At 67.9% G+C, this 24,945-nt stretch carries 22 protein-coding genes and 2 pseudogenes; 9 read left to right on the forward strand and 15 right to left on the reverse strand.

Features of this window, described 5'->3' with window-relative positions; all coding sequences use genetic code 11:
- Positions 1-3: 3 nt before the first annotated feature.
- Positions 4-1,557, forward strand: coding sequence for an alpha-(1->6)-mannopyranosyltransferase A (locus AC5Y46_RS05440; protein ID WP_499945002.1), 1,554 nt, complete (start codon positions 4-6; stop codon positions 1,555-1,557).
- On the opposite strand, the gene AC5Y46_RS05445 is transcribed toward AC5Y46_RS05440, so the two are convergent.
- Positions 1,544-1,948, reverse strand: coding sequence for an Rv2175c family DNA-binding protein (locus tag AC5Y46_RS05445; protein ID WP_499945000.1), 405 nt, complete (start codon positions 1,946-1,948; stop codon positions 1,544-1,546). The genes AC5Y46_RS05440 and AC5Y46_RS05445 overlap by 14 nt on opposite strands.
- Before the next feature lie 71 nt (positions 1,949-2,019).
- Here AC5Y46_RS05445 and AC5Y46_RS05450 point away from each other — a divergent pair, with 71 nt between their 5' ends.
- Positions 2,020-3,204 carry a protein kinase domain-containing protein gene (locus AC5Y46_RS05450; RefSeq protein WP_499945146.1) on the forward strand — a complete coding sequence of 395 codons (1,185 nt, stop codon included), beginning with the start codon at positions 2,020-2,022 and terminating at the stop codon, positions 3,202-3,204.
- 76 nt (positions 3,205-3,280) lie between these two features.
- Here the strand turns inward: AC5Y46_RS05450 and AC5Y46_RS05455 are convergent, their stop codons facing one another.
- The gene (locus AC5Y46_RS05455; RefSeq protein WP_499944998.1) at positions 3,281-4,669 is read right to left on the reverse strand and encodes a class II 3-deoxy-7-phosphoheptulonate synthase; all 1,389 of its coding nucleotides are present in this window, start codon (positions 4,667-4,669) and stop codon (positions 3,281-3,283) included.
- 49 nt (positions 4,670-4,718) lie between these two features.
- A complete protein-coding gene (locus AC5Y46_RS05460; RefSeq protein WP_499944996.1) occupies positions 4,719-5,198 on the reverse strand; it encodes a polyadenylate-specific 3'-exoribonuclease AS in 480 nt (159 codons plus the stop codon).
- A 159-nt stretch (positions 5,199-5,357) separates the two neighbouring features.
- On the opposite strand from AC5Y46_RS05460, the gene AC5Y46_RS05465 reads away from it, so the two are divergent.
- The gene (locus tag AC5Y46_RS05465) at positions 5,358-6,635 is read left to right on the forward strand and encodes a glycosyltransferase 87 family protein (protein ID WP_499990299.1); all 1,278 of its coding nucleotides are present in this window, start codon (positions 5,358-5,360) and stop codon (positions 6,633-6,635) included.
- A gap of 6 nt (positions 6,636-6,641) precedes the next feature.
- On the opposite strand, the gene AC5Y46_RS05470 is transcribed toward AC5Y46_RS05465, so the two are convergent.
- The 5 genes and pseudogenes from AC5Y46_RS05470 to AC5Y46_RS05490 form a co-directional block, all read right to left on the reverse strand.
- Positions 6,642-7,391, reverse strand: coding sequence for a lysophospholipid acyltransferase family protein (locus tag AC5Y46_RS05470; RefSeq protein ID WP_499990300.1), 750 nt, complete (start codon positions 7,389-7,391; stop codon positions 6,642-6,644).
- Between the two features lie 214 nt (positions 7,392-7,605).
- A pseudogene (locus AC5Y46_RS05475) lies at positions 7,606-7,867 on the reverse strand (hypothetical protein); the annotation flags it as partial.
- On the reverse strand, positions 7,864-9,126 hold the full coding sequence (locus tag AC5Y46_RS05480) for an ArsA family ATPase (RefSeq protein WP_499990476.1): 1,263 nt from the start codon (positions 9,124-9,126) through the stop codon (positions 7,864-7,866). The pseudogene AC5Y46_RS05475 and the gene AC5Y46_RS05480, both read right to left, overlap by 4 nt.
- Complete coding sequence (locus tag AC5Y46_RS05485; RefSeq protein ID WP_499990301.1) at positions 9,123-9,557, reverse strand: SRPBCC family protein; 435 nt, start codon at positions 9,555-9,557, stop codon at positions 9,123-9,125. Before AC5Y46_RS05485 ends, AC5Y46_RS05480 begins: the two co-directional genes overlap by 4 nt.
- Before the next feature lie 114 nt (positions 9,558-9,671).
- Complete coding sequence (locus tag AC5Y46_RS05490; protein ID WP_499990302.1) at positions 9,672-10,061, reverse strand: polyketide cyclase / dehydrase and lipid transport; 390 nt, start codon at positions 10,059-10,061, stop codon at positions 9,672-9,674.
- A gap of 130 nt (positions 10,062-10,191) precedes the next feature.
- Between AC5Y46_RS05490 and AC5Y46_RS05495 the strand changes: the two genes are divergently transcribed.
- Positions 10,192-11,994, forward strand: coding sequence for an AMP-dependent synthetase/ligase (locus AC5Y46_RS05495; RefSeq protein ID WP_499990304.1), 1,803 nt, complete (start codon positions 10,192-10,194; stop codon positions 11,992-11,994).
- A gap of 111 nt (positions 11,995-12,105) precedes the next feature.
- Here the strand turns inward: AC5Y46_RS05495 and pimB are convergent, their stop codons facing one another.
- The 4 genes from pimB to AC5Y46_RS05515 all read right to left on the reverse strand — a co-directional run bounded on the left by pimB (position 12,106) and on the right by AC5Y46_RS05515 (position 15,677).
- Positions 12,106-13,236, reverse strand: a complete 1,131-nt coding sequence (gene pimB / locus AC5Y46_RS05500) for a GDP-mannose-dependent alpha-(1-6)-phosphatidylinositol monomannoside mannosyltransferase (RefSeq protein ID WP_499945751.1) — start codon at positions 13,234-13,236, stop codon at positions 12,106-12,108.
- A gap of 48 nt (positions 13,237-13,284) precedes the next feature.
- Positions 13,285-13,995 carry a gluzincin family metallopeptidase gene (locus tag AC5Y46_RS05505; RefSeq protein ID WP_499945760.1) on the reverse strand — a complete coding sequence of 237 codons (711 nt, stop codon included), beginning with the start codon at positions 13,993-13,995 and terminating at the stop codon, positions 13,285-13,287.
- Between the two features lie 85 nt (positions 13,996-14,080).
- Complete coding sequence (gene ripC, locus AC5Y46_RS05510) at positions 14,081-15,238, reverse strand: peptidoglycan hydrolase RipC (RefSeq protein WP_499945749.1); 1,158 nt, start codon at positions 15,236-15,238, stop codon at positions 14,081-14,083.
- Positions 15,239-15,410: 172 nt separating this feature from the next.
- Positions 15,411-15,677, reverse strand: a complete 267-nt coding sequence (locus tag AC5Y46_RS05515; protein ID WP_499945748.1) for a hypothetical protein — start codon at positions 15,675-15,677, stop codon at positions 15,411-15,413.
- Between the two features lie 126 nt (positions 15,678-15,803).
- Between AC5Y46_RS05515 and AC5Y46_RS05520 the strand changes: the two are divergent.
- Positions 15,804-17,624: pseudogene (locus AC5Y46_RS05520) on the forward strand (DEDD exonuclease domain-containing protein); the annotation flags it as partial.
- Here AC5Y46_RS05520 and trpD read toward each other — a convergent pair.
- Positions 17,562-18,653 (reverse strand): anthranilate phosphoribosyltransferase, encoded by a 1,092-nt coding sequence (gene trpD, locus AC5Y46_RS05525; protein WP_499945746.1) that lies wholly within the window; start codon positions 18,651-18,653, stop codon positions 17,562-17,564. The pseudogene AC5Y46_RS05520 and the gene trpD sit on opposite strands and share 63 nt — an antisense overlap.
- Before the next feature lie 113 nt (positions 18,654-18,766).
- Here trpD and ctaE point away from each other — a divergent pair, with 113 nt between their 5' ends.
- The 4 genes from ctaE to qcrB all read left to right on the forward strand — a co-directional run bounded on the left by ctaE (position 18,767) and on the right by qcrB (position 23,151).
- Positions 18,767-19,378, forward strand: a complete 612-nt coding sequence (ctaE, locus tag AC5Y46_RS05530; RefSeq protein WP_499945745.1) for an aa3-type cytochrome oxidase subunit III — start codon at positions 18,767-18,769, stop codon at positions 19,376-19,378.
- A 37-nt stretch (positions 19,379-19,415) separates the two neighbouring features.
- The gene (gene qcrC / locus AC5Y46_RS05535) at positions 19,416-20,261 is read left to right on the forward strand and encodes a cytochrome bc1 complex diheme cytochrome c subunit (RefSeq protein WP_499945744.1); all 846 of its coding nucleotides are present in this window, start codon (positions 19,416-19,418) and stop codon (positions 20,259-20,261) included.
- 68 nt (positions 20,262-20,329) lie between these two features.
- Positions 20,330-21,490: a cytochrome bc1 complex Rieske iron-sulfur subunit gene (gene qcrA / locus AC5Y46_RS05540; protein ID WP_499945759.1), complete on the forward strand. Its 1,161-nt coding sequence runs from the start codon at positions 20,330-20,332 to the stop codon at positions 21,488-21,490.
- Positions 21,487-23,151 (forward strand): cytochrome bc1 complex cytochrome b subunit, encoded by a 1,665-nt coding sequence (qcrB, locus tag AC5Y46_RS05545; protein WP_499945742.1) that lies wholly within the window; start codon positions 21,487-21,489, stop codon positions 23,149-23,151. The genes qcrA and qcrB overlap by 4 nt, the downstream gene beginning before the upstream one ends.
- Before the next feature lie 104 nt (positions 23,152-23,255).
- On the opposite strand, the gene AC5Y46_RS05550 is transcribed toward qcrB, so the two are convergent.
- Positions 23,256-23,906 (reverse strand): DUF2561 family protein, encoded by a 651-nt coding sequence (locus AC5Y46_RS05550; protein ID WP_499945741.1) that lies wholly within the window; start codon positions 23,904-23,906, stop codon positions 23,256-23,258.
- The gene (locus AC5Y46_RS05555) at positions 23,907-24,860 is read right to left on the reverse strand and encodes an MmpS family transport accessory protein (RefSeq protein WP_499945739.1); all 954 of its coding nucleotides are present in this window, start codon (positions 24,858-24,860) and stop codon (positions 23,907-23,909) included.
- Between the last annotated feature and the right edge of the window lie 85 nt (positions 24,861-24,945).

The following is a 24,945-nucleotide window of genomic DNA, read 5'->3' on the forward strand; positions in this document are numbered from 1 at the left end:
CCGATGACCACTCCGACACCGGCCCCGCAGGCCGCCAGCACTGTTCCGAAAATAACTGTGGGACAACGCATTTCGCGACTGTCCGCGTTCGCCAGAGCGCCGGAGGGCGGTCCGGCGCGGTTGGGGTTCCTGGGTGCTGTCCTGATCACGATCGGCGGCCTGGGCGCGGGTAGCACGCGCCAGCATGACCCGCTACTGGAGTCGATTCATCTGTCCTGGATGCGTTTCGGCCACGGACTGGTGCTGTCGTCGATCCTGCTCTGGGTCGGCGTGAGCCTGATGCTGATCGCGTGGTTGCGGCTGGGGCGGCGGTTGCTCGGCGAGGGAGTCAGCGAGTTCACGATGCGCGCGACCACCGCTTTCTGGCTGGCCCCGCTGCTGTTGTCGGTTCCGGTGTTCAGTCGCGACACCTATTCGTATCTGGCGCAGGGCGCGTTGCTGCGCGACGGCTTCGATCCCTACGCGGTGGGGCCGGTCGGCAACCCGAACCCGTTGCTGGACGACGTGAGTCCCATCTGGACGATCACCACCGCGCCCTACGGCCCGGCGTTCATCCTGGTGGCCAAGCTGGTGACGGTGCTCGTCGGCAACAACGTCATCGCCGGAACGATGCTGCTGCGCCTGTGCATGCTGCCCGGTCTGGCGCTGCTGATCTGGGCCGCCCCCCGGCTGGCGCGCCATATTGGCGCCGACGGCGCCACCGCACTCTGGATCTGCGTGCTGAACCCCCTGGTGCTGATCCATCTGATGGGCGGGGTGCACAACGAGATGCTGATGGTGGGCCTGATGGCCGCCGGCATCGCGCTGACCTTGCAGCGGCACCACGTCGCCGGTATCACGCTGCTCACCGTCGCGATCGCGGTCAAAGCCACCGCGGGGCTCGCGCTGCCGTTTTTGGGCTGGGTGTGGATGCGTCATCTGCGCGACGACCGCGACTGGCGGCCGGTGCAGGCGTTCGCGGTTGCCGCGCTGTCCGCGTTGCTGATCTGTGTCGCGGTATTCGGTGTGCTGTCGCTGGCGGCCGGGGTCGGATTGGGCTGGCTGACCGCGCTGGCCGGATCGGTGAAGATCATCAACTGGCTGACCGTGCCGACCGCCGCCGCGAACCTGATCCATGCCTTGACCAGCGGGTTTTTCGCTGTGCAGTTCTACTCCGTGCTGCGGATCGCCCGGCTGGTCGGCATCGTCGTGATCGCGGTGTCGCTGCCGGTGCTGTGGTGGCGGTTCCGGCGCGACGACCGCGCCGCCCTGACCGGCATCTTCGCCGCGATGCTGGTCGTGGTGCTGTTCGTGCCGGCCGCGCTGCCGTGGTATTACTCCTGGCCGCTGGCGGTGCTCGCTCCGCTGGCGCAGTCGCGTCGCGCGATGGCCGCCATCGCCGGGTTCTCGACCTGGATCATGGTGATCTTCAAACCCGACGGGTCGCACGGAATGTATTCCTGGCTGCACGTCGGGCTCGCGACCGCCTTCGCGCTGGTGGCCTGGCGTTCGATCTACCGCGCACCGGACCCCGAGGAAGACACGCCGGCCGAGGAGCCGCTCGCTAGTACGCCATAGCCTGGGCGCGCCGCACCACTTCGCGCGCCTGATGGGCGTGCAGCGCATCGACCGGGCGGGCGTTGTTCAGGGCGTCGCGCGAGCCGTCGCGGGTGACCGTCAGCGACGGGTCCGGGGTGAACAGCCAACGGACGATCTCGGTGTCGTGGTAGCCGCCGTCGTGCAGGATCGTCAACAGACCGGGCAGGCTCTTGACGACGTGGCCCGAGGTGGTGAAGAAGACCTGCGGCACCACCACGCCGCCGGCGCGGCGCACCGCGACCAGGTGACCTTCGCGCAACTGCTGCTGCACCTTGCTCACCGGAATGCCGAGCAATTCGGCCACCCGGGACAGGTCGAAGGTCGGCTCGTCGGGATCAAGGACATCGTCGCCGGCGGGAATGCTGCCCACCAGGTCAGTCTAGAACTGCCGGGCGGCCACGTCTGCGCCTTCTGCCAGGAAAATATCCCCGTCCACCTACCATTGCCTGCGTGGTTGGGGATCCCTTGCACGGCGCCGTGCTGGACGGCCGCTATCTGGTGCAGGAGAAGATCGCCAGCGGCGGAACCTCGACGGTGTACCGCGGGCTCGACACCCGGCTCGACCGGCCGGTGGCCCTGAAGGTGATGGACCCGCGCTACTGCGACGACCAGCAATTCCTGACACGGTTCCAGCTCGAGGCACGCACCGTCGCGCGGCTGAAGAATCCATGTCTGGTGGCCGTCTACGACCAGGGCCAGGACGGTCGCTACCCGTTCCTGGTGATGGAACTCGTCGAAGGTGGCACCCTTCGCGAACTGCTGACCGAGCGCGGGCCGATGCCGCCGCACGCGGTGGTGGCGGTGCTGCGACCCGTGCTGAGCGGGCTGGCCGCCGCGCACCGGGCCGGCCTGGTGCACCGCGACGTCAAGCCCGAGAACGTCCTGATCTCCGACGACGGCGAGGTCAAGATCGCCGATTTCGGGTTGGTACGCGCCGTTGCGGCCGCGGGCATCACCTCTGCCAGCGTCATCCTGGGCACCGCGGCGTATCTGTCCCCCGAGCAGGTGCGTGACGGCAGCGCCGGTCCCCGCAGCGACGTCTACTCGGTGGGGATCCTCACCTACGAACTGCTGACCGGGGGCACCCCGTTCACCGGCGACACCGCGCTGTCGGTCGCCTACCAGCGGCTGGAGGCCGACGTGCCGCCGCCGAGCGCCGTGATCGACGGTGTGCCAACGCAATTCGACGACTTCGTGGCCTGCGCGACGGCCGCCGACCCGGCGCAGCGTTACGCCGACGCGATCGAGATGGCCGCCGACGTGGAGGCGATCGCCGAGGAGCTGAACCTGCCCGACTTCCGGGTGCCGGCGCCGCGCGACTCCGCCCAACACCGGTCGGCGGCGCTGCACCACAGCCGCGCGGGCGGCGCACCCCGTCCGAACCCGACCCGTCAGTTCACCCGCGAGCCCGAGGCCTGGCCGGAACCGGACCCGCCGGTCGAACCGGCGACGGAGTTCGAGGTCGACGACGGGGTGTTCGCGGGCATCCCGATCGACGAGTTCGTCTGGGAGCGTCAGCACCGGCGCCGCATGGTGCTGATCTGGGTGGTCGTGGTGCTGACGTTGACCGGGCTCGTGGCGACCGGGGCCTGGATCCTCGGAGCGCACCTCAGCGGCCTGCTCTAGGTTGCGCGAGCAGACGCAAAAGCCCCTATTTCGTGCCGAAATCGGGGGCTTTTGCGTCTGCTCGCCCGGGGTGCGGCTAGTCGCGCAACATCTCCGCGACCAGGAAGGCCAGCTCGAGGGACTGCTGGGTGTTCAGCCGCGGGTCGCACGCCGTCTCGTAGCGACCGGCCAGATCGTGGTCGGAGATGTCCTGCGCGCCGCCCAGGCATTCGGTCACGTTCTCGCCGGTGATCTCGACGTGGATGCCACCCGGATGGGTGCCCAAGGCGCGATGCACCTCGAAGAAGCCCTGCACCTCGTCCACGATCCGATCGAAGTGCCGGGTCTTGTACCCCGTCGACGACTCGTGGGTATTGCCGTGCATCGGGTCGCACTGCCAGATCACCTGGTGACCGGCGGCCTGGACCTTCTCGATGATCGGCGGCAGCACGTCGCGCACCTTGTTGTTGCCCAGCCGGCTCACCAGGGTCAGCCTGCCCGGCTTGTTGTGCGGGTCGAGTCGCTCGACATATTCGACGGCCAGTTCCGGCGTCATCGTCGGGCCGATCTTGACGCCGATCGGATTGGCAATCACCTCCGCGAAGGCGATGTGCGCGCCGTCGAGCTGACGGGTGCGCTCCCCGATCCACACGGTGTGCGCCGACAGGTCATAGAGCTGCGGTTCGCCGTTCTCGCCCTCGGAAAGCCGCAGCATGGACCGCTCGTAGTCGAGCACCAACGCCTCGTGGCTGGCGTAAATCTCGGCGGTCTGCAGGTTGCGGTCGGCCACCCCGCAGGCGCTCATGAACCGCAGCGCGCGGTCGATCTCGGCGGCCAACGCCTCGTAGCGGGCGCCGGCCGGCGAGGTACGCACGAATTCGCGGTTCCAGTCGTGCGCCAGGTGCAGCGACGAGAACCCCGACGAGGTGAGCGCACGCACCAGGTTCATTGCGGCGCTGGCGTTGGCGTAGGCGCGGACCAGCCGCGACGCATCGTGGTCACGGACCGCGGCGTCGGGGGCGAAGCCGTTGATCATGTCACCCCGGTAGGACTTCAAGCCGAGGGCGTCGATGTCGGCCGACCGGGGTTTGGCGTACTGACCGGCGATGCGGGCCACCTTGACCACCGGCATGCTGGCGCCGTAGGTCAGGACCACGGCCATCTGCAGCAGGGTACGGATGTTGCCCCGGATATGCGGTTCGGTGTTGTCGGTGAAGGTCTCCGCGCAGTCGCCGCCCTGCAGCAGGAACGCCTCACCCCGGGCGACCTGGGCAAGTTGTTCCTGCAGACGGATGATCTCCGAGGACACCGTCACCGGCGGCACGCTCTCGAGCACCGTGCGCATCGCCGCCGCCTGGTCCTCGTCCCAGCTGGGCTGCTGCACGGCCGGCTTGGCCAGCGCCGCGTCCAGCCGGGCCCGCAGATCCGCGGGCAACGGCGGCAACGGCGGCAGCTGGTCGATCGGAATGTCGACGGTCCAGTTCATCGGTCCATCGTAACCGTGGCCGCCTGCACCCGGCTGATCAGGGCGAACGCTACTCCCCGCTGATAATTCGGAAGCGGCGCAACTGATCCCGGGCATCCACCAGCGCGTCGTGCACGTCGCGGGAACGCGGTGGCAACCGCGGACAACCGCGGTCTTCCCACAACTGGCGCAGCTCTCGGGTGAATCGGGGTATCGCCTTGGGCAGCGCCGGCATCGCACCCCACAACTGGCACAGCGCGACGTGGTCGTAGGCGGCCACCCAGGCCCACAGCTCGATCGGGTCCGGGCCGTCGACGCGGAGGAACTCTTCCAGGTCAGCACGGATCCGACTGCGCGAACGCCACAGCTGGGAGGCCGGTGACGGCAGCTTGGGCAGGACGTTCTCCCGCACCCAGGTCCCGGCCCGCCCCGGATCGAATTCGGTGGACACCGCGTAATACTCGCGGCCGTCTTCGGCGGCCACGCCGATCGAGATCAGCTCGATGGTGCGGCCGTCCTCGATGAACTCGGTGTCGTAGAAGTACCGCACCGCCGCAGCCTAGTCCGCCGACCCGGGGCACCTCCCGCTGGCGAGCAGACGCAAAAGCCCCCAAACCGGCCGGTTTGGGGGTGCTTTTGCGTCTGGTCGCGCAATCAAGTGACGCGCGCGGGCCGGAGTTGGCGCGACAACGATTAGGCTGTCCTCGACATGAGTAGATGGCGGTCGCCCGACGTGGGCAGTCGAGTCGGGCGGGTCTCGCTGTGGTGCCTGGCCTGGTTGGTGGCTGCGCTGGGGTTGGCCAGGGCGTGCCGTCAGCTGTTCACAAACGTCCCGTACCGCATCGACATCGACGTCTATCAGATGGGCGCGCAGGCCTGGCTGGACGGCCGTCCGCTCTACGACGGGAATGTGTTGTTCCACACACCGATCGTGGATCTGCCGTTCACCTATCCCCCGCTGGCCGCGATCGTGTTCAGCCCGTTCGCCTGGCTGGGCATGCCGGTCGCCAGCCACGTGATCACGGCGCTGAATCTGGTGGTGTTGCCGGTGGCGACCATGATCGTGTTGACCCGGCTGGACGTGTGGGCGGAGTCCCGCTGGTTACCAGGTCCGGCCTGGCTGCGCCGACTGTGGCTGGCCGTGCTGGTGATCGCCCCGGCGGTGATCTGGCTGGAACCCACCAGTTCGAACTTCGCCTATGGCCAGATCAACGCGGTGCTGATGGCCCTGGTGATCGCCGACTGCTTGCCACGGCGCACGCCCTGGCCGCGGGGCCTGTTGCTGGGCGTGGGCATCGCGCTCAAACTGACCCCCGCGGTGTTCCTGCTGTATTTCCTGTTACGCAAGGACAACCGGGCCGCCCTGACCGCGCTGGCGACCTTCGCCGGCGCCACGCTGGTGGGTTTCGCGCTGGCCTGGAGCGATTCGTGGGACTACTGGACGCACACCCTTCACCACACCGACCGCATCGGCTCGGCCGCGCTCAACACCGACCAGAACATCGTCGGCTCACTGGCCCGCTTGGGACTTGATCAGCACGAACGCTTCCCGCTGTGGGTGCTGGCCAGCCTGCTGGTGCTGGGCCTGACGATCTGGGCCATGCGCCGGGTGCTGCGCGCCGACGAGCCGACCCTGGCCGTCATCTGCGTCGCCCTGTTCGGGCTGGTCGTCTCGCCGGTGTCGTGGTCGCACCACTGGGTCTGGATGTTGCCTGCGGTACTGGTCACCGGAGTGCTGGCGTGGCGTCGCCGCAACATCGCGCTGGCCGTCGTCAGCCTCACCGGCGTGGCGCTGATGAAGTGGACGCCGATCGACCTGATGCCCAAGCACCACGAGACGACGGCGTCCCTGTGGCGACAGCTGGTCGGGATGTCTTACGTGTGGTGGGCGCTGGCGGTGCTCGTCGTGGCCGGCGCCACCGTCACCGCGAAGCTGACGACGGAGCGGACCGCCACGCGCGAACGCACGCCGGTCCCGGCCGCCTAACGTCCGTCAGCCGACGGCCGTCTCGGGGATTCGGGTGGCATCCGAGGAACCCCTTTTGGATCCCTCCGCATCGTCTTTGTCGGCGCTGCCGTCCTTGACGCTGGCGGCGTAGATGTCGACGTACTCCTGCTCGGACAGTCCCATCAGCTCGTACATCACCTCGTCGATGACGGCGCGCTCGATGAAGTGGTTGCCGGCCAGGCCGTCGAACCGGGAGAAGTCCATCGGTTCGCCGAACCGGACGGTCACCCGGCCGAACCGCAACCGGCTGGTGCCGGGTGGGTTGACTTTGTGGGTCCCGATCATCGCCACCGGGATCACCGGGACGCCGGTCTGCAGGGCCAGGCGGGCCAGCCCGGTCTTGCCCTTGTAGAGCCGGCCGTCCGGCGACCGGGTGCCTTCGGGATACATCCCGAGCAGCTTGCCCTGACCCAATACCTGGCTTGCGGTGTCCAACGCGGCCTGCGCGGCCTCGGAATCGCTGCGGTCGATCGGCACCTGCCCGACGGCGGTGTAGAACCAGCGATTGAACCAGCCCTTGAACCCGGTACCGGTGAAGTATTCGGCCTTGGCCAGGAACGTGATTCGGCGTCGGACCACCAGCGGGAGGAAGAAGCTGTCCATCACCGCCAGGTGGTTACTGGCCAGGATCGCCGGACCGGAACTCGGAACGTGTTCCAGCCCTTCGACTTTCGGGCGGCCGAGCAGAGACAGCAAGGGGCCTAACAGGACGTACTTGAACAGGTAGTACCACATGGTTCTCCCTCATGCCCCGCACCGGACGGTGTCTGCGCCAACTGTACCCACCGAACGATGGCTCCGACCACCTCGCACCAGCCGGCTCAATCCTGCAGCGTAACCGGGATGGGCTGGTAGCGCGTTTTCGCGTTGCCATTGGTGCTCACCGGGTCCTGGCCGACGCCGGCCCCGTCGACGGACTGATCGGTATCCGACGAGTCGGTTGCCACCGTTTGGTCGATGTCGTCGACGATGGCCCGCACCACTTCCAGTAGGGCCACGCTGTGGTTGGCGATGACCGTCACCAACGGGTGCTGTTCGCCGGAGACCACCGCGGCCAGCGCGCACACCGGGCACCACACCTGCTGGCACTGGCCGGCTCCGGCACTGATCGCCATCGTGGCCGCCGCGCGCACGCCCGGGTCGATCCCGTCCAGAATCGCCTGCGCGAGCCGGCGCAGTTCGGGGGCGATATCGGTATGAGCCCTACTCACCTTGGCCATACCTCCGGATCTGGTCGAAATCGAACTGTCAGCTCACTGGACCGCAACTGGGCGTCAAGCACCGTACACCGCCGCAACACCGAGGCCAGTCGAACCCGCCTCCGCACTCCGCCCGCGCTGATGACCAGGTCGTCGTCCGACCGGCCCAACGTCAGGGATCCGGGATCGAGTTGGGGCAACGCTAGCCGCAGTCGGTACACCGATTCCAGTCCCGACCCCGATTCGAGGTCGACGACGGGGCGCAGCGGGCCGGGCGGGGCGTCGCCGCGCCGGTGCCGGGCGCTGTCGAGCAGTCCCGCCAGGGCCTTGGGACCGATCGGCTCACCGGCCTGGTGCGGCACCAGGACCAGCGCCACGTCACCGATGGTGGCGTCGAGTTCTTCCAGGACGGCGCGTTGCTCCGAGATACGTTCGGCGTACCAATAGAACGCCGGATGGTCGGGCAGGCTGCTGTACTCGTAGTTCTCGTCGCGGACGAGGACCTGGTTGACGAGCAGTTCTTCGACGCGCACGCCCATCAGGGCCAGCGACCCCAGGGTGCGGGCCGCCTCGGCGGCGACCACCCGCTCGGGGGTGAGCACCAGGTGGGCGCTGACCAGGTCACCGTCGGACAGCAACGTGCTGAGCTGATCGACGCTGTCGCTGATGCGTTCCAGCAGATCGACCACCGCCCCCGAACGGCTGTCGTCGGCGCCGACGCTGAGCCGGCGGTGCCGCGGCCACGCGCGTTCGACGTAGAGGCCGAAGGTGGCCGGCAGGGTCAGCATCCGCAACGCGTCGGCAGTGGAAGCACAGTCGACGACGATGCGGTCCCATCGTCCCGACGCGGCGAGCTCACCCACCGCGTGCAGGCCGAGCACTTCCTGGATACCGGGCAGGGCCGAAAGTTCTTCGGGGGCAAGGCTGGTCAGGTCGGAGCCGGGAAGCTGGGCGTCGAGTGCCGCCACCACGTCGCGCCACCGGTTCTCCAGCAGCGCCAGAGTGTCCAGGGCCAGCGCGTCCAGGAAACCGCCACCGGTCTCCGGGTCGTCGGCGATGACGCGGACGGCCTCGTCGGTACCGGTCGGCGGGACGGGCACACCCAGCACGTCGCCCAGCGAGTGGGCTTGGTCGGTGGACACGATCAGCACGCGCTGACCACCGCTGGCATCGCTGACCGCGGTCGCGGATGCCAGGGTGGATTTCCCTACCCCGCCTTTGCCGACGAAAAGACTGATCCGGGCCGGGGTGAGGGCGACGGAATCACTCAGCCCTCGACTCGTTTCTTCAGATCTTTCAACGCGCCGTCGATCAGCCTGCGTTCGGCCTTGCGCTTGAGCATGCCGATCATCGGCACGGCCAGATCGACCGCCAGCTGATAAGTGACGTCAGTACCAGAACCATTGGGCGCCAAGAGGTATGAGCCTTCCAGCGACTTGAGTAGCGAGCTGGATTCCAGAGTCCAGCTCAGCGACTTCCGGTCCGCCGGCCACTGGTAGTTCATGATCAGGGTGTCTTTGAAGATGGTCGCGTCCATCAGCATCCGCGCCTTCTTCGGGTAGCCGTCGTCGTCGGCTTCGAGGACATCGACCTTCTTGTACTCGTTGATCCAGTCCGGGTAGGACTCGAGGTCGGCGATGGCCTTCATCACCTCAGCCGGATCCGCATCGATGTAGATCGTCTGCTCGGTCTTGTCCGCCACCTGGTTACTTCCCTTTCCCCGCCCGATCGTTTGCCGGAGCGCCCCAATTCTCCTGCAAAACGGTACTCTTCCATGCCGAGTTTCCAGACCGTATCGAGGCAAACCTCGACCCGGTCAAACTACCGGAGAAACGCCGACCGGACGCGACTCTTCCAGCGTCGTCTTCACTTCGAACGCCATCTTCTTGCCCGCCACCCGGCGCCGGTGCGTCACTTTCGCCAGGTTCAGCTTGGCCAGCTCCGCAGCCGAAACGCCGGTGGGCTCCGCGTGCAGGAAGTAGTGCAGCACCACCCCGTCCAGGGACGGCTCCAGCCAGACCTCCATCGTGCCCGTCAAGGCTCCGGCGACCATCCATCGGATGCCTTTCTCCCCACGATCCTCGGTGACCTGCAGCTGCAGGTCAGGCCACCAGCGACGCCATTTGGACGGATCGGCGATGGCAGCCCCGACCAGCGCTCCGTCGGCGGCGACATATGTTTGGTCAGCGATCTGGATGCTGTTCATCGCCACAGCTTCACATACCCGCCCGCGTCGAACCGGTTCGCCTCCGAAGTGCCGCAGGGACCGCACTAGGCTGGGTTACGACAAGCCGACCACCGTCAACCGCCACGTCAGGTCAAGCGAGGTAAATAGAGTGCGTCAGTACAGTGTCCCGGCCCGCTTTTCCGTCGACGAACACGACAACGTCGCGGCCGTGGTCTTCGAACACGAACGTAACGACCCCGACTACGTGATCTACCAGCGGCAGGTCGACGGCGAGTGGACCGACGTCACCTGCGCCCAGGCCGCCGCCGAAATCCGCGCTGCCGCACTGGGTTTGATCGCTCTCGGGGTAGAGGCCGGCGACCGGGTGTCGATTTTCTCGGCCACCCGCTACGAGTGGGCGATCCTGGATCTGGCGATCCTGGCGGTGGGCGCGGTGACCGTGCCGATCTATGAGACGTCCTCGGCAGAGCAAGTGCGGTGGGTGCTGCAGAACTCCGAGGCGGTGCTGGCGTTCGCCGAAACCGATGCGCACGCCGCGACCGTCACCGAGCTCACCGGTGAACTGCCCGCGTTGCGCCGCGTGCTGCACATCGACGGATCCGGCCCCAAGGCACTCGAGCAGCTGGTGGAGGCCGGCGAATCCGTCGACGCCGCCGAGCTGACCGCGCGCCAGGAAGCACTGCGCTCCGAAGACCCCGCGACGCTGATCTACACCTCGGGCACCACCGGACGGCCCAAAGGCTGCCAACTCACCCACTCCAACCTGCTGTACGAGATTCGCGGCACCCGGGAGTGCCTTCCGACGCTGCTGTGTGAGGGGCAGAGGTTGCTGGTCTTCTTGCCGCTGGCGCACGTGCTGGCTCGGGCGCTGACGCTGTCGGCGTTCACCAGCAAAGTCACCGTAGGCTTCACCAGCGACATCAAGAATCTGCTGCCTTTGTTCGCGGAGTTCAAACCGACTGTGGTGGTGTCGGTTCCGCGTGTCTTCGAGAAGGTGTACAACACCGCCTCGCAGAACGCCTCCAACGACGGCAAAGGCGCCGTATTCAAGGCCGCGGTGCAGACGGCGGTGGACTGGAGCCGCGCCTACGACGACGGCAAGCCCGGGCTGGTGCTGCGCGCCAAGCATGCGCTGTTCGACCGGCTCGTCTACCACAAGCTGCGCGCTGCGTTGGGTGGCGACTGCCACGCCGCGGTTTCCGGCGGTGCACCGCTCGGCGCGCGGCTGGGCCACTTCTACCGCGGGGTCGGACTGACCATCTACGAGGGCTACGGCTTGACCGAGACCAGTGCCGCGATCACGGTCAACCAGATCAACGGCCTGAAGATCGGGACCGTCGGCAGCTTGCTGCCCGGCAACAGCCTCAAGATCGCCGACGACAAGGAACTGCTGGTGCGCGGCGGCGTGGTGTTCAGCGGCTACTGGCAGAACGAGCAGGCCACCGAGGAGGCATTCACCGACGGCTGGTTCCGCACCGGCGACCTGGGCTCGATCGACGAGGACGGCTTCTTGAGCATCACCGGCCGCAAGAAGGAGCTGATCGTCACCGCCGGCGGCAAGAACGTCGCACCCGCGGTGCTCGAGGACCAGTTGCGGTCGCACCCGCTGATCAGTCAGGCCATGGTGGTCGGCGACAACAAGCCGTTCATCGGCGCGCTGATCACCATCGACCCGGAGGCGTTCGACGGCTGGAAGAGCCGCAACAGCAAATCCGACGGTGCCTCGGTGGGCGACCTGGCCACCGACCCCGACCTGGTCGCCGAGGTGGACACTGCCGTCAAGCAGGCCAACCTGCAGGTGTCGAATGCCGAGTCGATCCGCAAGTTCCGGATCCTGCCGGTCGACTTCACCGAGGACACCGGTGAGTTGACGCCGACGATGAAGGTCAAGCGCAACGTGGTCGCCGAGAAGTTCGCTTCCGACATCGAGGCGATCTACGACAAGGAGTAGCCGCCTCCCCGCGCGAGCAGACGCAAAAGCCCCCATTTCGGCACGAAAATGGGGGCTTTTGCGTCTGCTCGGCACGCCGAACTGCTCGGCACACCTAACTGCTCGGCACGCCTAACGCAGCAGGTCGGCGAGGCGCGCGGCCAGCGTGTCCCAGCGCCACTGTGCCGTCACCCACTCCCGGCCGGCGGCGCCCATCGCCGCCGCCCGGTCGCGGTCGGTCAGCAACCCGGCGATCGCTTCGGCGATCTGGTTCACCGAGTTTCCATCCACCACCAATCCAGTCTCGTTGTGCTGCACCGTTTCCGGCGCGCCACCGGAGTCGCCGGCGACCACCGGCACCCCCGTCGCCGACGCCTCGAGGAAGACGATGCCCAAACCCTCCACGTCCATCCCCGCTCCGCGGGTCCGGCACGGCATCGCGAACACGTCGGCCATCGCATGATGGGCGGGCAGGGCGTCGCCAGGGATGCCACCGGTGAACGTCACGTCGTCGGCCACGCCGTTCTCCCGGGCCAGCTTGCGCAGCGTCTCCAGGTACGGACCGCCGCCGACGATCACCAGAGCGGCACCGTCGACCCGGCGCCGGATCGACGGCAATGCACGGATCAGCATGTCCTGGCCCTTGCGCGGCACCAGCCGCGACACGCACACCACCGTCGGCCGATCACCCAGCCGATACCGCGCGCGCAATTCGGCGCGGGCAGCCGGATCCGGCCGGAACCAGTCGCTGTCCACCCCGGGTGGCAGGTATTCCAGCGAGGCCCCCGGCCCGAAGGCGGGCGCGAACCTGGATCTGGTGTAACGACTGACGAAGGTCACCACATCGGTCCCGTCACCGATCCGGCGCAGCACCGACCGCGCGACCGGCAGCATCGACCACCCCACTTCGTGACCGTGGGTACTGGCCAGCACCCTCGCCACCCCGGCCTGGCGGGCCCGCGGCGCCAACAACGCCAGTGGCGCGGCAGCACCGAACCAGACTGTGTCGATGTCGTGCTCGGCAATCAGCCGGCGCATCCGCATGTCCACCGTCGGGACCGGCAGCATCAGTGTGGTGGGATGGCGCACCACCCGGTAGCCCGCGGCTTCGTCAAACTCCCCGGCGCCCTTCCACTTTGGCGCATACACCGTGATGGTGTGCGAACCGGAGTCGACCAGGCGGTCCACGAATTCCCCCAGATACGACTGGATGCCGCCACGTCGCGGGGGAAAGTCGTTGGTTACCAGCAAGACCCGGCTCACCACGTCACGTTAGCGCGGCAGGCACGCGCGACCCGGTAGCGGCGCGGATCAGGCGCGACTGGCCATCCACTGCTGCCAGTGCGTCAGCACGCCGGGCAGATCCAGGCCGAGGACCGCGCGGACGGCGCCGGGCACATCCGCGTGCCCGACACCGCACGCCGCCACGTACAGTTCGCGCAGTTTCAAGGCCCCATAGGTATCGGCGACGAATCGCGCGAACCACCAGGACCGGTCGTATGCCAGCGAGCGCAGCGGGCCGGGGGCGTCCAGATCGTCGTCTGACGGCAATGACGTGGCAGAGCCGGCCGGCACCGCGGGCTGGGGTCGGGCGACGTAGTCGGCCACCCCTTCGGTCAGCCAGCGTGGGGCGTCCAGCGCGGTGTCGGCCCGCGCCGCGTAATGAAACAGCTCGTGGGACAGCACAATTCGCAGTGCGCTGTCGCTCATGCCGGCTGCGCCAGGGGCGAACACGATCCGGGCGTTGGCCACCGTGCGGTGCGCCGGGTCGACACGATCGGCCACCGTCACCGCCGCGATGTCCGTCCACTGTGCGGCCGGACCGCCGCCGGCCGCGACTCGGAACTGCTCGTCCGAACCGGTGGTCACCACCGGGATCTCGGGTGGCCAATCGGCACCCCAGAAGTCCACGACTGCATCCACCGCGGAACGCATGTGCACCGACACCCGCGACAGCAGACGGTCCGCGTCAGGTCCGCCGAGGTTGACCGCCCGCACCACGCGATCGTGCGTGGCCGTCATCGGATGAACCGGGAGGACGAGCGCCGCTATCAACTCAGCGAGCAGTACGCCTGCCAGCAGCAGGCGCGGCACTGCCACGCGAATCTCAGTAGCGGCGGGCGTCGTAGATCGGGCCGGAGGAGTTCATCGGCACCACCCGAACCGGCTGGCCGAAGGTGGAGGAATGCACCATCATCCCGTCGCCGATGTAGATGCCGGCGTGCGATGCGTCGGAGTAGAACGTCAGCACGTCACCGGGTTGCAGCTCGCCGAGCGACACCGGCTGGCCGCCGTGTGCCAGCGCCTGACTCGAGTGCGGCAGCGAGATGCCCGCCTGCTGGAACGCCCACATGACCAGCCCGGAGCAGTCGAATCCGCCGGGCGCAGCGCCACCCCACACGTACGGCGATCCGATCTGGGTCAAGGCGGCCTGCACGACCACCGCACGGTCCCCGCCACCGCCACCGGGTTCGGTGAACGGCGCTCCGGTGAAACCGCCGGGCGGCGGCACCTGACCGGGAGCCGGCGCACCGTCTGGCGCGGGCGGCGCGCCGGGCGGCAACGCCTCGGGGGCCGGCGCACCCGGCACACCCTCCGGCGCCGGTCCGGGATTGGCCATGGCGGTGCGCTGTTCGGGCGTCAACGCCATGTATTGGGACTTCACGACGGCGATCTGCACCTGCAACTGGCTCTGCTTGTGCTGCAGGTTGGCCCGCACCGCGGCGGCCTGCTCGGCGGCGGCCTTGGCGTCGGCCGCCGATTTCGCAGACACCTGCTCAGCCTTGGCGGCCTGCTCGCCAGCGGCCTTGAAATTGGCCATCTGAGTTGACATTTGACGCGCCATCACCCGCTGCACGGCCAGACCGTCGATCAGCAGCTGCGGCGACTCCGCGGTCAGCATGGCGTCCAGCCCGTCGGTGCGACCACCCATGTAGGCGGCTGCGGCAACCTTGTTGACCGCGGTCTGGAACGAGGCCAATCGCGCCTTCGCGGCGTCCGCGGCGGCCTGGTCGTCAGCCAGCTTCCGCTCCGCGGCCTGCAAGGCGCCCAACTTGTCGTTCAAGTCGAGTTGTGCGCTGTGCATCGCCTCGGTGGTCTGCTCAGCCTGCCGGGACAGCTCGTTGAGTTTTGCCAGCGCGTCCTCGGCGGGATCGGCCATCACACCCGCGGCCGAAATGCCGGACAACACGACGAAGCTCGCTAACGAACCGAGGGCAGACCTCTTGATGACGCGCACAGTCGAATGCCAAAAGTCGAGCCTCAAGATTTGCTTCCTTAAACTGCCATCGACGCCAATGCGTCGAGCGGGTTTAGGTCTCAAACAGGTTACGAAACGATATCGGCGTTTGTCCAAAGGGAGGGCTTAAGAAATTAGGAAGATTTCTGTCATTTCTATGTGGTGCAGGGATCTTGCCGTCGTCGACCATACACGAGCCTCACGCGACCCCGGGCTCACGTCCGCGCCGGATCGGGACCAGCCGCAACCGCGGCGCCAATCCCACCTCGGCGAGCGCCTGCAACGCGACTTGCTCGTCGTAGGAAAGGGTTTCGGGCACGCCGAGCAACACGCTGACCACGCACTCGCGACACCCCGGCCCGCGCACGGCGCAATCGTCGCAGTCGATGACCACCGACTCCCCGGGCCGGAGCGCCCCGGCGTCGACGGTACGGCGCTCCCTTTCAGCTCCGCTGCTGAGTGCCATCTGAGTCCTTTCGTCCGAGCTCGCATCCATAAATCGAGCTGATCCGCACGGTAACGGTCGGCACCGACAACAACGTTCGGCGTGGCAACGCCGACGGTGTCGGTGCCCCTGCTTAACGTCACGCCCATGAGTGCTACCGGTGGGAGTCAACTCAGCTTCGCCGGACTGGACGGGTGGGACGCCGGCGAAGAGCCTTCGCTGCGTGAGACCACCTTTGTGGTGGTCGACCTGGAGACCACGGGCGGGCGCGCGGTCGGGCACCCCGGCGTCGTACCCGACGCGATCACCGAGATAGGCGCGGTCAAGGTGCGCGGCGGCGTCGTGCTGGGTGAGTTCGCCACCCTGGTCGACCCGCAGCGCAGCATCCCGCCGCAGATCGTCCAGCTGACCGGGATCACCACGGCAATGGTGTGCGACGCCCCGCCCATCGACGCGGTGCTGCCGATGTTCTTCGAGTTCGCCGCCGACTCGGTGCTGGTGGCCCACAACGCCGGTTTCGACATCGGGTTCCTGCGCGCCGCCGCCGAGCGCTGTCAGCTGAACTGGCCTCGCCCCAAGGTGCTGTGCACGGTGCGGTTGGCGCGGCGGGTGCTGAGCCGCGAGGAAGCCCCCAGCGTGCGACTGGCGGAGTTGGCCCGGCTGTTCGCGGTGGCAACCCAGCCCACTCACCGCGCCCTCGACGACGCCCGCGCCACCGTGGACGTCCTGCACGCGCTCATCGAACGGGTCGGCAACCAGGGCATCCACACCTACACCGAACTGCGCTCGTATCTGCCCGACGTCACGCCCGCTCAGCGGCGCAAGCGGGTGCTGGCCGACGGACTGCCGCGCCGCCCCGGTGTCTACCTGTTCCGCGGACCGGCGTCGGAGGTGCTTTACATCGGCACCGCCGTCGACCTGCGACGTCGCGTCAGCCAATACTTCAACGGCGCCGATCCGCGAGGCCGGATGAAGGAGATGGTCGCCCTGGCCGGCGCGATCGACCACGTGGAGTGCGCGCACGCGCTGGAAGCCGGCGTGCGTGAGCTCCGGTTGCTGGTCGCTCACGCCCCGCCCTACAACCGCCGGTCGCGGTTCCCGCACCGCTGGTGGTGGCTGGTGCTCACCGACGAGGCGTTCCCGCGGTTCTCGGTGGTCCGCAACCCCGGGCATGACCGCGCCGTCGGACCGTTCCGGTCCCGCACCGAGGCCGCGGACACCGCCGCCCTGCTTGCCCGGTTCACCGGGGTACGGACCTGCACCAAAAGGCTGGCCCGGTCGGCCCGGCACGGTCCGGCGTGTGCCGAAGTCGAGATATCGCCGTGCCCGGCAGCCCGGGACGTGGGTCCCGAGCACTACGCCGAGGCGGTACGCCGTGCCACGGGGTTGATCGAGGGCACCGACAACACCCCGCTGGCCGCGGCTGCGGCGGCGGTCACCGCGCTGGCAGAACGGCATCATTACGAGAGCGCGGCCCGCCTGCGCGACCACATCGCCACCGCCGTCGAGGTGCTGTGGCGAGGCCAGCGGCTGCGGGCCCTGACCGCGCTGCCCGAGTTGATCGTCGCCAAGCCGGACGGCCCCGACGGCAAGGACGGCTACCAGCTGGCCGTCATCCGGCACGGCCAACTGGCCGCGGCGGGGACTGCCGCGCGCGGTGTGCCGCCGATGCCCGTCGTCGAGACCCTTGTCGCCGGCGCCCAGGCGGTCCTGCCGGCGCCGGCACCGCTCGGCGGCGCGCTGGTCGAAGAGACCGCACTGATCGCCCGGTGGCTGGCCACGCCGGGAGTGCGGATCGTGCGAATCAGCGGTGACGGTTGGGCGTCGCCACTGCGGGCGGCGGGCGCTTGGGCGGCGTGGGCGGCCACGGCCCGCTCGGCGCGGCTGGCCGGTGAGCAGGCCGATTCACACCTGCTGACCGAACCGCACCCAACGCGCGAGCAACTGTTCGGCCGCCCCGCTGTCGATCGTGTCGGCGGCGCGGCGCAACCCGTCTTCCCACGCCGGCAACCATTCAGCGCGGCTGGATAACCCCGCGTGGGCCACCAGTGCCCCCGCCGCGTTGAGCACGACGGCGTCGCGCACCGGACCTTTCTCCCCGGCCAGCACGGCCCGCACCTCGGCGGCGTTGACCTGAGCGTCGCCACCGCGCAGCTCGTCGATGTCGGCGCGGGCGAAACCGAACCCCGCGGGATCGAACTTCAGCTTGTCCACGGTGCCCGCCTGCACCCGCCAGATGGTGCTCGTCGTGGTGGTGGTCAGTTCGTCGAGCCCGTCGTCGCCGTGCACCACCAACACACTCGACCGGCGGGCGGCAAACACCCCGGCCATCACCTCGGCCAGGTCGGCGAACGCGCAACCGATCAGGCCGGCCCGCGGCCGGGCCGGATTGGTAAGCGGCCCAAGGAGATTGAAAACCGTGGGTACTCCGATTTCGCGACGCACCGCTGACGCGTGCCGGTAGGAGGGATGAAACTGCGGCGCGAAGCAGAACCCGATCCCCAGCTCTTGAAGGCTGCGGGCGACCTGTTCGGGTTCCAGGTCGATGCGCACCCCGAGAGCTTCCAGCGTGTCGGCGCCGCCGGACAGCGACGAGGCCGCGCGGTTGCCGTGTTTGACGACGGGGACGCCGGCCGCCGCCACCACGATCGAGGCCATGGTGGACAGGTTGACGGTGTTGAACCCGTCACCTCCGGTACCGACGACATCCACCGCGTCCTCGGGCAGCGCGTCGACAGGCATGGGGCGGGCGTGGTCGAGCATGACACCGGCCAACTCGCTGACTTCGTCGGCCGTGGGACCCTTCATCTTCAGCGCCACCGCGAACGCCGCGATCTGAGCCGGCTGCGCGTCTCCGCCCATGATCTGGTCCATGGCCCAGGCGGCATCCCCCCGCGTCAGATTCTGCCGCTCGGTCAGACGCCCCAGCACCCGCGGCCAGGACGGTGCCGCACCGGGAAGACCCCCGGACGGAACAGCCTCAGACGACGCAGCCACGCGCCGATGGTCCCACGCGTACCCGACCGCCACCCAACCGCCGCCACGCCGAATTACGCGAAAAATGTCACCCGGGTAGTGCTCGACAACTACAAAGCGTCATACTTGCGGATGTGACGAGTGCTGTAGGGACCTCGGGTACTGCGATTACGTCGCGAGTGCATTCGCTGAATCGGCCGAATATGGTCAGTGTTGGCACCATAGTGTGGCTTTCCAGCGAGCTCATGTTCTTTGCTGGCCTGTTCGCGTTCTACTTCACGGCGCGAGCGCAGGCAGCCGGGAACTGGCCGCCGCCGCCGACCGAGCTGAACCTGTATCAGGCGGTGCCGGTGACGCTGGTACTGATCGCTTCGTCGTTCACCTGCCAGATGGGTGTGTTCGCCGCGGAACGGGGCGACGTCTTCGGGCTGCGCCGCTGGTATCTACTCACCTTCGGGATGGGGTTGTTCTTCATCCTGGGCCAGGCCTACGAGTACGTTCACCTGGTTCAACACGGCACCACCATCCCCGGCAGCGCCTACGGCAGCGTCTTCTACCTGGCGACCGGGTTTCACGGCCTGCACGTCACCGGCGGTCTGATCGCGTTCATCTTCCTGCTGATCCGCACCAGGATGAGTAAGTTCACCCCGGCTCAGGCGACCGCCAGCATCGTCGTCTCGTACTACTGGCACTTCGTCGACATCGTGTGGATCGCGCTGTTCGCGGTCATTTATTTCATCCGATGAGCCCGCGGCTCCGAATCCAGCAAAAGAGGAGTGTCGGTTGAGGAAATTGGGGTCTACCCGATCTGGTAGCGGTGAGCGTAAGGCCCGGTCCCGCCGGCGTCTGCGCCGTCGCCTGTCCGGCGGCCTGTTGCTGCTGATCGCGCTGACCATCGCCGGTGGCCTGGCAGCGGTGCTGACGCCGACACCGCAGGTGGCCGTGGCCGACGAATCGGGCTCGGCGCTGCAGCGGACCGGCAAGCAGCTCTTCGAGACGTCCTGCGTGTCCTGCCACGGCGCCAACCTGCAGGGGGTGCCCGACCACGGCCCCAGCCTGATCGGTGTCGGCGAGGCGGCCATCTATTTCCAGGTGTCGACCGGACGCATGCCGGCGATGCGCGGTGAGGCGCAGGCACAGCGCAAGGAACCGGTCTTCGACGAACACCAGATCGACGCGATCGGCGCCTACGTGCAAGCCAGGGGTGGCGGCCCGACCGTGCTGCGCAACCCCGACGGCAGCCTGCAGATGGAGTCGCTGCGCGGCACCGACCTCGGCCGCGGCGGCGACCTCTTCCGGCTGAACTGCGCGTCGTGCCACAACTTCACCGGCAAGGGCGGCGCGCTGTCGTCCGGGAAATACGCGCCGGACCTGGGACCGGCCAACGAGCAGCAGATCCTCACCGCCATGCTGACCGGTCCGCAGAACATGCCGAAGTTCTCCGACCGGCAGCTGTCGCTGGAAGCGAAGAAGGACATCATCGCCTACGTGCGGACCACGGCTGAGGAGCCGTCGCCGGGCGGCTACGGACTGGGCGGGTTCGGACCCGCACCCGAGGGCATGGCCGCTTGGATCATCGGCATGGTCGCTGCTATCGGGCTGGCACTGTGGATTGGGGCACGGACGTGAGCGAGGGTTCTGACGTGACGCACGACGCCGGCCGCAAGGCCAGCTCGGACACCGACACCGACACCCACCTGGGTCGCAAGGAGCCGGACGACGGCGCGCTGGCCAACATGTCGCGGCAGGAACTGCTGGACCTGGGCAGCGAGATGGACGGCGTCCAGATCGTCTACAAAGAGTCCCGCTGGCCCGTTGAGGGCACCAAAGCCGAGAAGCGCGCGGAGCGCTCGGTGGCACGCTGGCTTTTGCTGGGCGGTGGACTGGGGCTTGCCCTGCTGGTGGTTTTCCTGTTCTGGCCGTGGGAGTACAAACCGAGCGGGACACCGGGCAACTTCTGGTACTCGCTGGCCACCCCGCTCTATGGGCTGACGTTCGGCGGCTCCATTCTGGCGATCGCCATCGGCGCGGTCCTGTACCAGAAACGGTTTATCCCACAAGAGATCACGATCCAGGACCGCCACGACGGAGCATCCCGCGAGATCGACCGCAAGACGGTGGTGGCGAACCTGGCCGACGCCTATGAAGGGTCGACGGTCGGACGCCGCAAGCTGATCGGACTTTCGTTCGGCATCGGCCTGGGCGCGTTCGGTCTGGGCACCCTGGTCGCGTTTGCCGGCGGCCTGATCAAGAACCCGTGGAAGCCGGTCGTTCCCACCGCCGAGGGCATGAAGGCGGAACTGTGGACGTCGGGCTGGACACCACGGTTCAAGGGCGAGACCATCTTCCTGGCCCGGGCCACGGGCGCCCACGACGGCCCGCCGTTCGTGAAGATGCGTCCCGAGGACATCGACGCCGGCGGGATGGAGACCGTCTTCCCCTGGCGCGAATCCGACGGCGACGGAACCACGGTGGAATCGCACGAGAAACTGTCGGAAATCGCCATGGGCATCCGTAACCCGGTGATGCTCATCCGGATCAAACCCAGCGACGTGGACCGGGTGGTCAAGCGCAAGGGTCAGGAAAGCTTCAACTTCGGGGAGTTCTTCGCCTACACGAAGGTCTGCTCGCACCTGGGCTGCCCGGCCTCGCTGTACGAGCAGCAGTCCTACCGCATCTTGTGCCCGTGCCATCAGTCGCAGTTCGACGCCCTGCACTTCGCCAAGCCGATCTTCGGTCCCGCGGCCCGTGCACTGGCGCAGCTGCCGATCACAATCGACAAGAACGGGTATCTCGTCGCCAACGGCGACTTCGTCGAACCCGTAGGACCGGCATTCTGGGAGCGCACAACCTCATGAGTCCTAAACTGAGCCCTCCGAAAATCGGTGACGTCCTGGCCGGCCAGGGCGACGCGGTCGACACTCGCTACCACCCGTCGGCCGCGGTGCGTCGTCAGCTCAACAAGGTGTTCCCGACCCACTGGTCGTTCCTGCTCGGCGAGATCGCCCTGTACAGCTTCATCGTGCTGCTGATCACCGGCGTGTACCTGACGCTGTTCTTCGACCCGTCCATGGCCGAGGTCACCTACAACGGCGTCTACCAGCCGCTGCGCGGCGTGGAGATGTCGCGCGCCTACGAGTCGGCGCTGCACATCTCCTTCGAGGTCCGCGGGGGCCTGTTCGTCCGCCAGGTCCACCACTGGGCCGCGCTGATCTTCGCGGCGGCGATCATGGTGCACCTGGCGCGCATCTTCTTCACCGCCGCATACCGCAGGCCGCGCGAGGCCAACTGGGTCATCGGTTCGCTGCTGCTGATCCTGGCCATGTTCGAGGGTTATTTCGGCTACTCGTTACCCGACGACCTGCTCTCCGGGATCGGTCTGCGGGCGGCGCTCTCCTCGATCACGCTGGGCATGCCGGTGATCGGGACCTGGCTGCACTGGGCCCTGTTCGGCGGCGACTTCCCCGGCACCATCCTGATCCCGCGGCTGTATGCCCTGCACATCCTGCTGCTGCCGGGGATCATCCTGGCCCTGATCGGTGTCCACATGGCGTTGGTGTGGTTCCAGAAGCACACCCAGTTCCCCGGTCCCGGCCGCACCGAGCACAACGTCGTCGGCGTCCGGGTCATGCCGGTGTTCGCCGTGAAGTCCGGTGCGTACTTCGCCGCCATCGTCGGCGTGCTCGGTCTGATGGGCGGGCTGCTGACGATCAACCCGATCTGGAACCTCGGACCCTACAAGCCATCTCAGGTCTCCGCCGGTTCGCAGCCGGACTTCTACATGATGTGGACCGAAGGCCTGGCCCGTATCTGGCCGCCATGGGAGTTCTACTTCTTCCACCACACCATTCCGGCTTCGGTGTGGGTGGCGTTGATCATGGGCCTGATCTTCGTGCTGCTGACCATTTACCCGTTCCTGGAGAAGCGCTTCACCGGGGATTACGAGCACCACAACCTGCTGGTGCGACCGCGGGACGCACCGGTGCGCACCGCCGTCGGCTCCATGGCGATCGCCTTCTACATGGTGCTGACGCTGGCGGCCATGAACGACATCATCGCGTTCAAGTTCCACATCTCGCTGAACGCGACCACGTGGATCGCCCGCATCGGCATGGTGATCCTGCCGCCGCTGGTCTACTTCGTCGCCTACCGCTGGGCGGTCGGCCTGCAGCGCAGCGACCGCGAGGTGCTCGAGCACGGCGTGGAGACCGGCATCATCAAGCGGTTGCCCCACGGCGCCTACATCGAGTTGCATCAGCCACTGGGCCCCGTCGACGACCACGGCCACCCGCTGCCGTTGGAGTACCAGGGTGCCCCGCTGCCCAAGAAGATGAACAAGCTGGGCTCGGCCGGCACACCCGGAAGCGGCAGTTTCCTGCGCGCGGACCCGACGACGGAGGACTCGGCGCTGCGGGAGGCGAGCCACGCTGCCGAACACCGTGTCCTCACGGCGCTGCGGGAGCACCAGGAAGGCATCAACGGCTCCGGTAACGGTTCTTCCAACGGCGAGCACCACTAGAGGCACGATCAGCGGGACCGGTCCGGCGGCGGTGACGCGCCGCCAGTGGCCGGCGGCGGTGACGCGCCGCTAGTGGCCGGCGGCGGTGACGCGCCGCTAGTGGCCTAGTGGCCGGCTTGCCCGCTACGCAGCTGTCGCACGTAGGCCCATTCGATCGCCGGCATGCCCGCGGCGATCAGTCCGGCAAACGTGTAGCTGACCCACGAAGGCCCTTCGTGTCCCGCGGCCATCAGGTAGGTCGCCAACGCGACGCCGGTCAGTGCGGCGCCGATGGCACTGGTCAGGGCGAGCGTGCCGCGTAACCAGAGCCGGTCGACGGCCTCACCGGACCACTCGTCAACGCCCCCATAGGCTTTCACCGCGTCCCGGCGCGTCGGCTCGGCCAACGCGCGCGAGCCGGGGCGTCCGCCCACCCGGACCGGCTGCCTGGCGGGCCCACGCCCCTGCAGCGCCCTCGACCGGACCACCGGCTCGGCCTGCGTCGTCCGCCGGGCCCGCAGCAACACCGGGATGGCGCCCGCGATGACCAGCGCGGAGACGATGATGACCGCATACAGCACCCACGTGGTGTGGGGGCTCCGCGCCATTTTGTGGAACCCCCGGCCCAGGTCCGTCAAGGCGACGGCGGCTGCCACGCTGACGCCCACCAAGACCAGCCAGATCGCGGCGCAGGCACCGATCATGACGCGGTCGATGATGTCAGGATTGACCACCGGATCCGGCCCGCGCCGGTACGCGGAATATCTGCCGACCATTCAGCAGCTCGTCTGCGGTGAGTCGTTGGTGTTGGCGGACAATACCGTCCCATCGCTAGTGATGATCGAACAGTTCAGTTTGCTGACGTGGAACAGACTGGAGGCCTCCAGCGAACCGACATCGGATTGCGAGATCGGCGTGACCGTCATCGACCACGGGATATAGACGTTGTGCTGGGTCCGGCGCCGGCCGGAGGAGTCGACGTAGGTGACCGAGATGATGTCGCCCGGAGCCTTGCTGCCGGTCACCGAATAGGTGACCTGTCGCGGACCGGTCAGGGTCGTGGTCGGCGCCGGAGGCGGGGCCGCCGCGCTCGGGCTGGGTGCCGCAGGCGGCGGCGCAGTGGCCGAAGGTGACGGCGGCGGCGCAGTGGCCGAAGGTGGCGGTGGTGGCGGCGGCTCGGACGACGATGGCGGCGGCGGCGGTGGCGGCTCCGACGACGACGGCGGCGGTGGCGGCGGCTCGGAGGACGACGGCGGCGGCTTGGTGGTGGTGATCTCGTCCTGCACCGGCGATGTCGACGACGAAGTGGTGGTATCGGGGTTGGCGAGTTGGCGGGAATCGGAATGCGTCACGAGCAGTGACACCGACGTGACCAGCGCGATCGCGGCCACGATCGCCGCGACGCCGACCACCCAGGGCCAGCGCGGAGCGGAGTCCTCGTCACGGTCGAAGGCGTCGTAACTGTCGTAGTCGTAGAGCGCCAGATCGGCCGGGATGTACGGGCCGCTGAGGAATTGCTCGGACTCCGGCGCCGAGTACGCCCGGGAGTGGGTGTCGGTTTCTGCGGGGTCTGCTGGAACGTCCACGGCATCAAGCGAATCCGGCCCGTCACCGTGGTCTGGGTCTGACAGTTCGTAGTCGAGTGCGTCGCCACCGGAGTCCAGATCGGTGGGCTCACCGGCACGGTCGGATTCGTCAGGTTCCCATCCCGGCGGATACGGCCCGCTCATGTCTGCCTACCCTGTCCAACTACCCGACCGGCGCGCGTGACTGGGCGACTGGATCCGCGCACACGCGCTCGGTGATTTCTCATGG

It is taken from the genome of Mycobacterium sp. NGS59 (assembly GCF_059812345.1).

Bases quoted from the DNA above. Each gene is read 5' to 3' on its own strand.
- AC5Y46_RS05555 (WP_499945739.1), bottom strand. From the start codon at position 24,860: ATGAGCGGGCCGTATCCGCCGGGATGGGAACCTGACGAATCCGACCGT.
- AC5Y46_RS05550 (WP_499945741.1), bottom strand. From the start codon at position 23,906: ATGGTCGGCAGATATTCCGCGTACCGGCGCGGGCCGGATCCGGTGGTC.
- AC5Y46_RS05465 (WP_499990299.1), top strand. From the start codon at position 5,358: ATGAGTAGATGGCGGTCGCCCGACGTGGGCAGTCGAGTCGGGCGGGTC.
- AC5Y46_RS05505 (WP_499945760.1), bottom strand. From the start codon at position 13,995: ATGACGGCCACGCACGATCGCGTGGTGCGGGCGGTCAACCTCGGCGGA.
- qcrB (WP_499945742.1), top strand. From the start codon at position 21,487: ATGAGTCCTAAACTGAGCCCTCCGAAAATCGGTGACGTCCTGGCCGGC.
- AC5Y46_RS05490 (WP_499990302.1), bottom strand. From the start codon at position 10,061: ATGAACAGCATCCAGATCGCTGACCAAACATATGTCGCCGCCGACGGA.
- AC5Y46_RS05440 (WP_499945002.1), top strand. From the start codon at position 4: ATGACCACTCCGACACCGGCCCCGCAGGCCGCCAGCACTGTTCCGAAA.
- AC5Y46_RS05455 (WP_499944998.1), bottom strand. From the start codon at position 4,669: ATGAACTGGACCGTCGACATTCCGATCGACCAGCTGCCGCCGTTGCCG.
- AC5Y46_RS05515 (WP_499945748.1), bottom strand. From the start codon at position 15,677: ATGGCACTCAGCAGCGGAGCTGAAAGGGAGCGCCGTACCGTCGACGCC.
- AC5Y46_RS05470 (WP_499990300.1), bottom strand. From the start codon at position 7,391: ATGTGGTACTACCTGTTCAAGTACGTCCTGTTAGGCCCCTTGCTGTCT.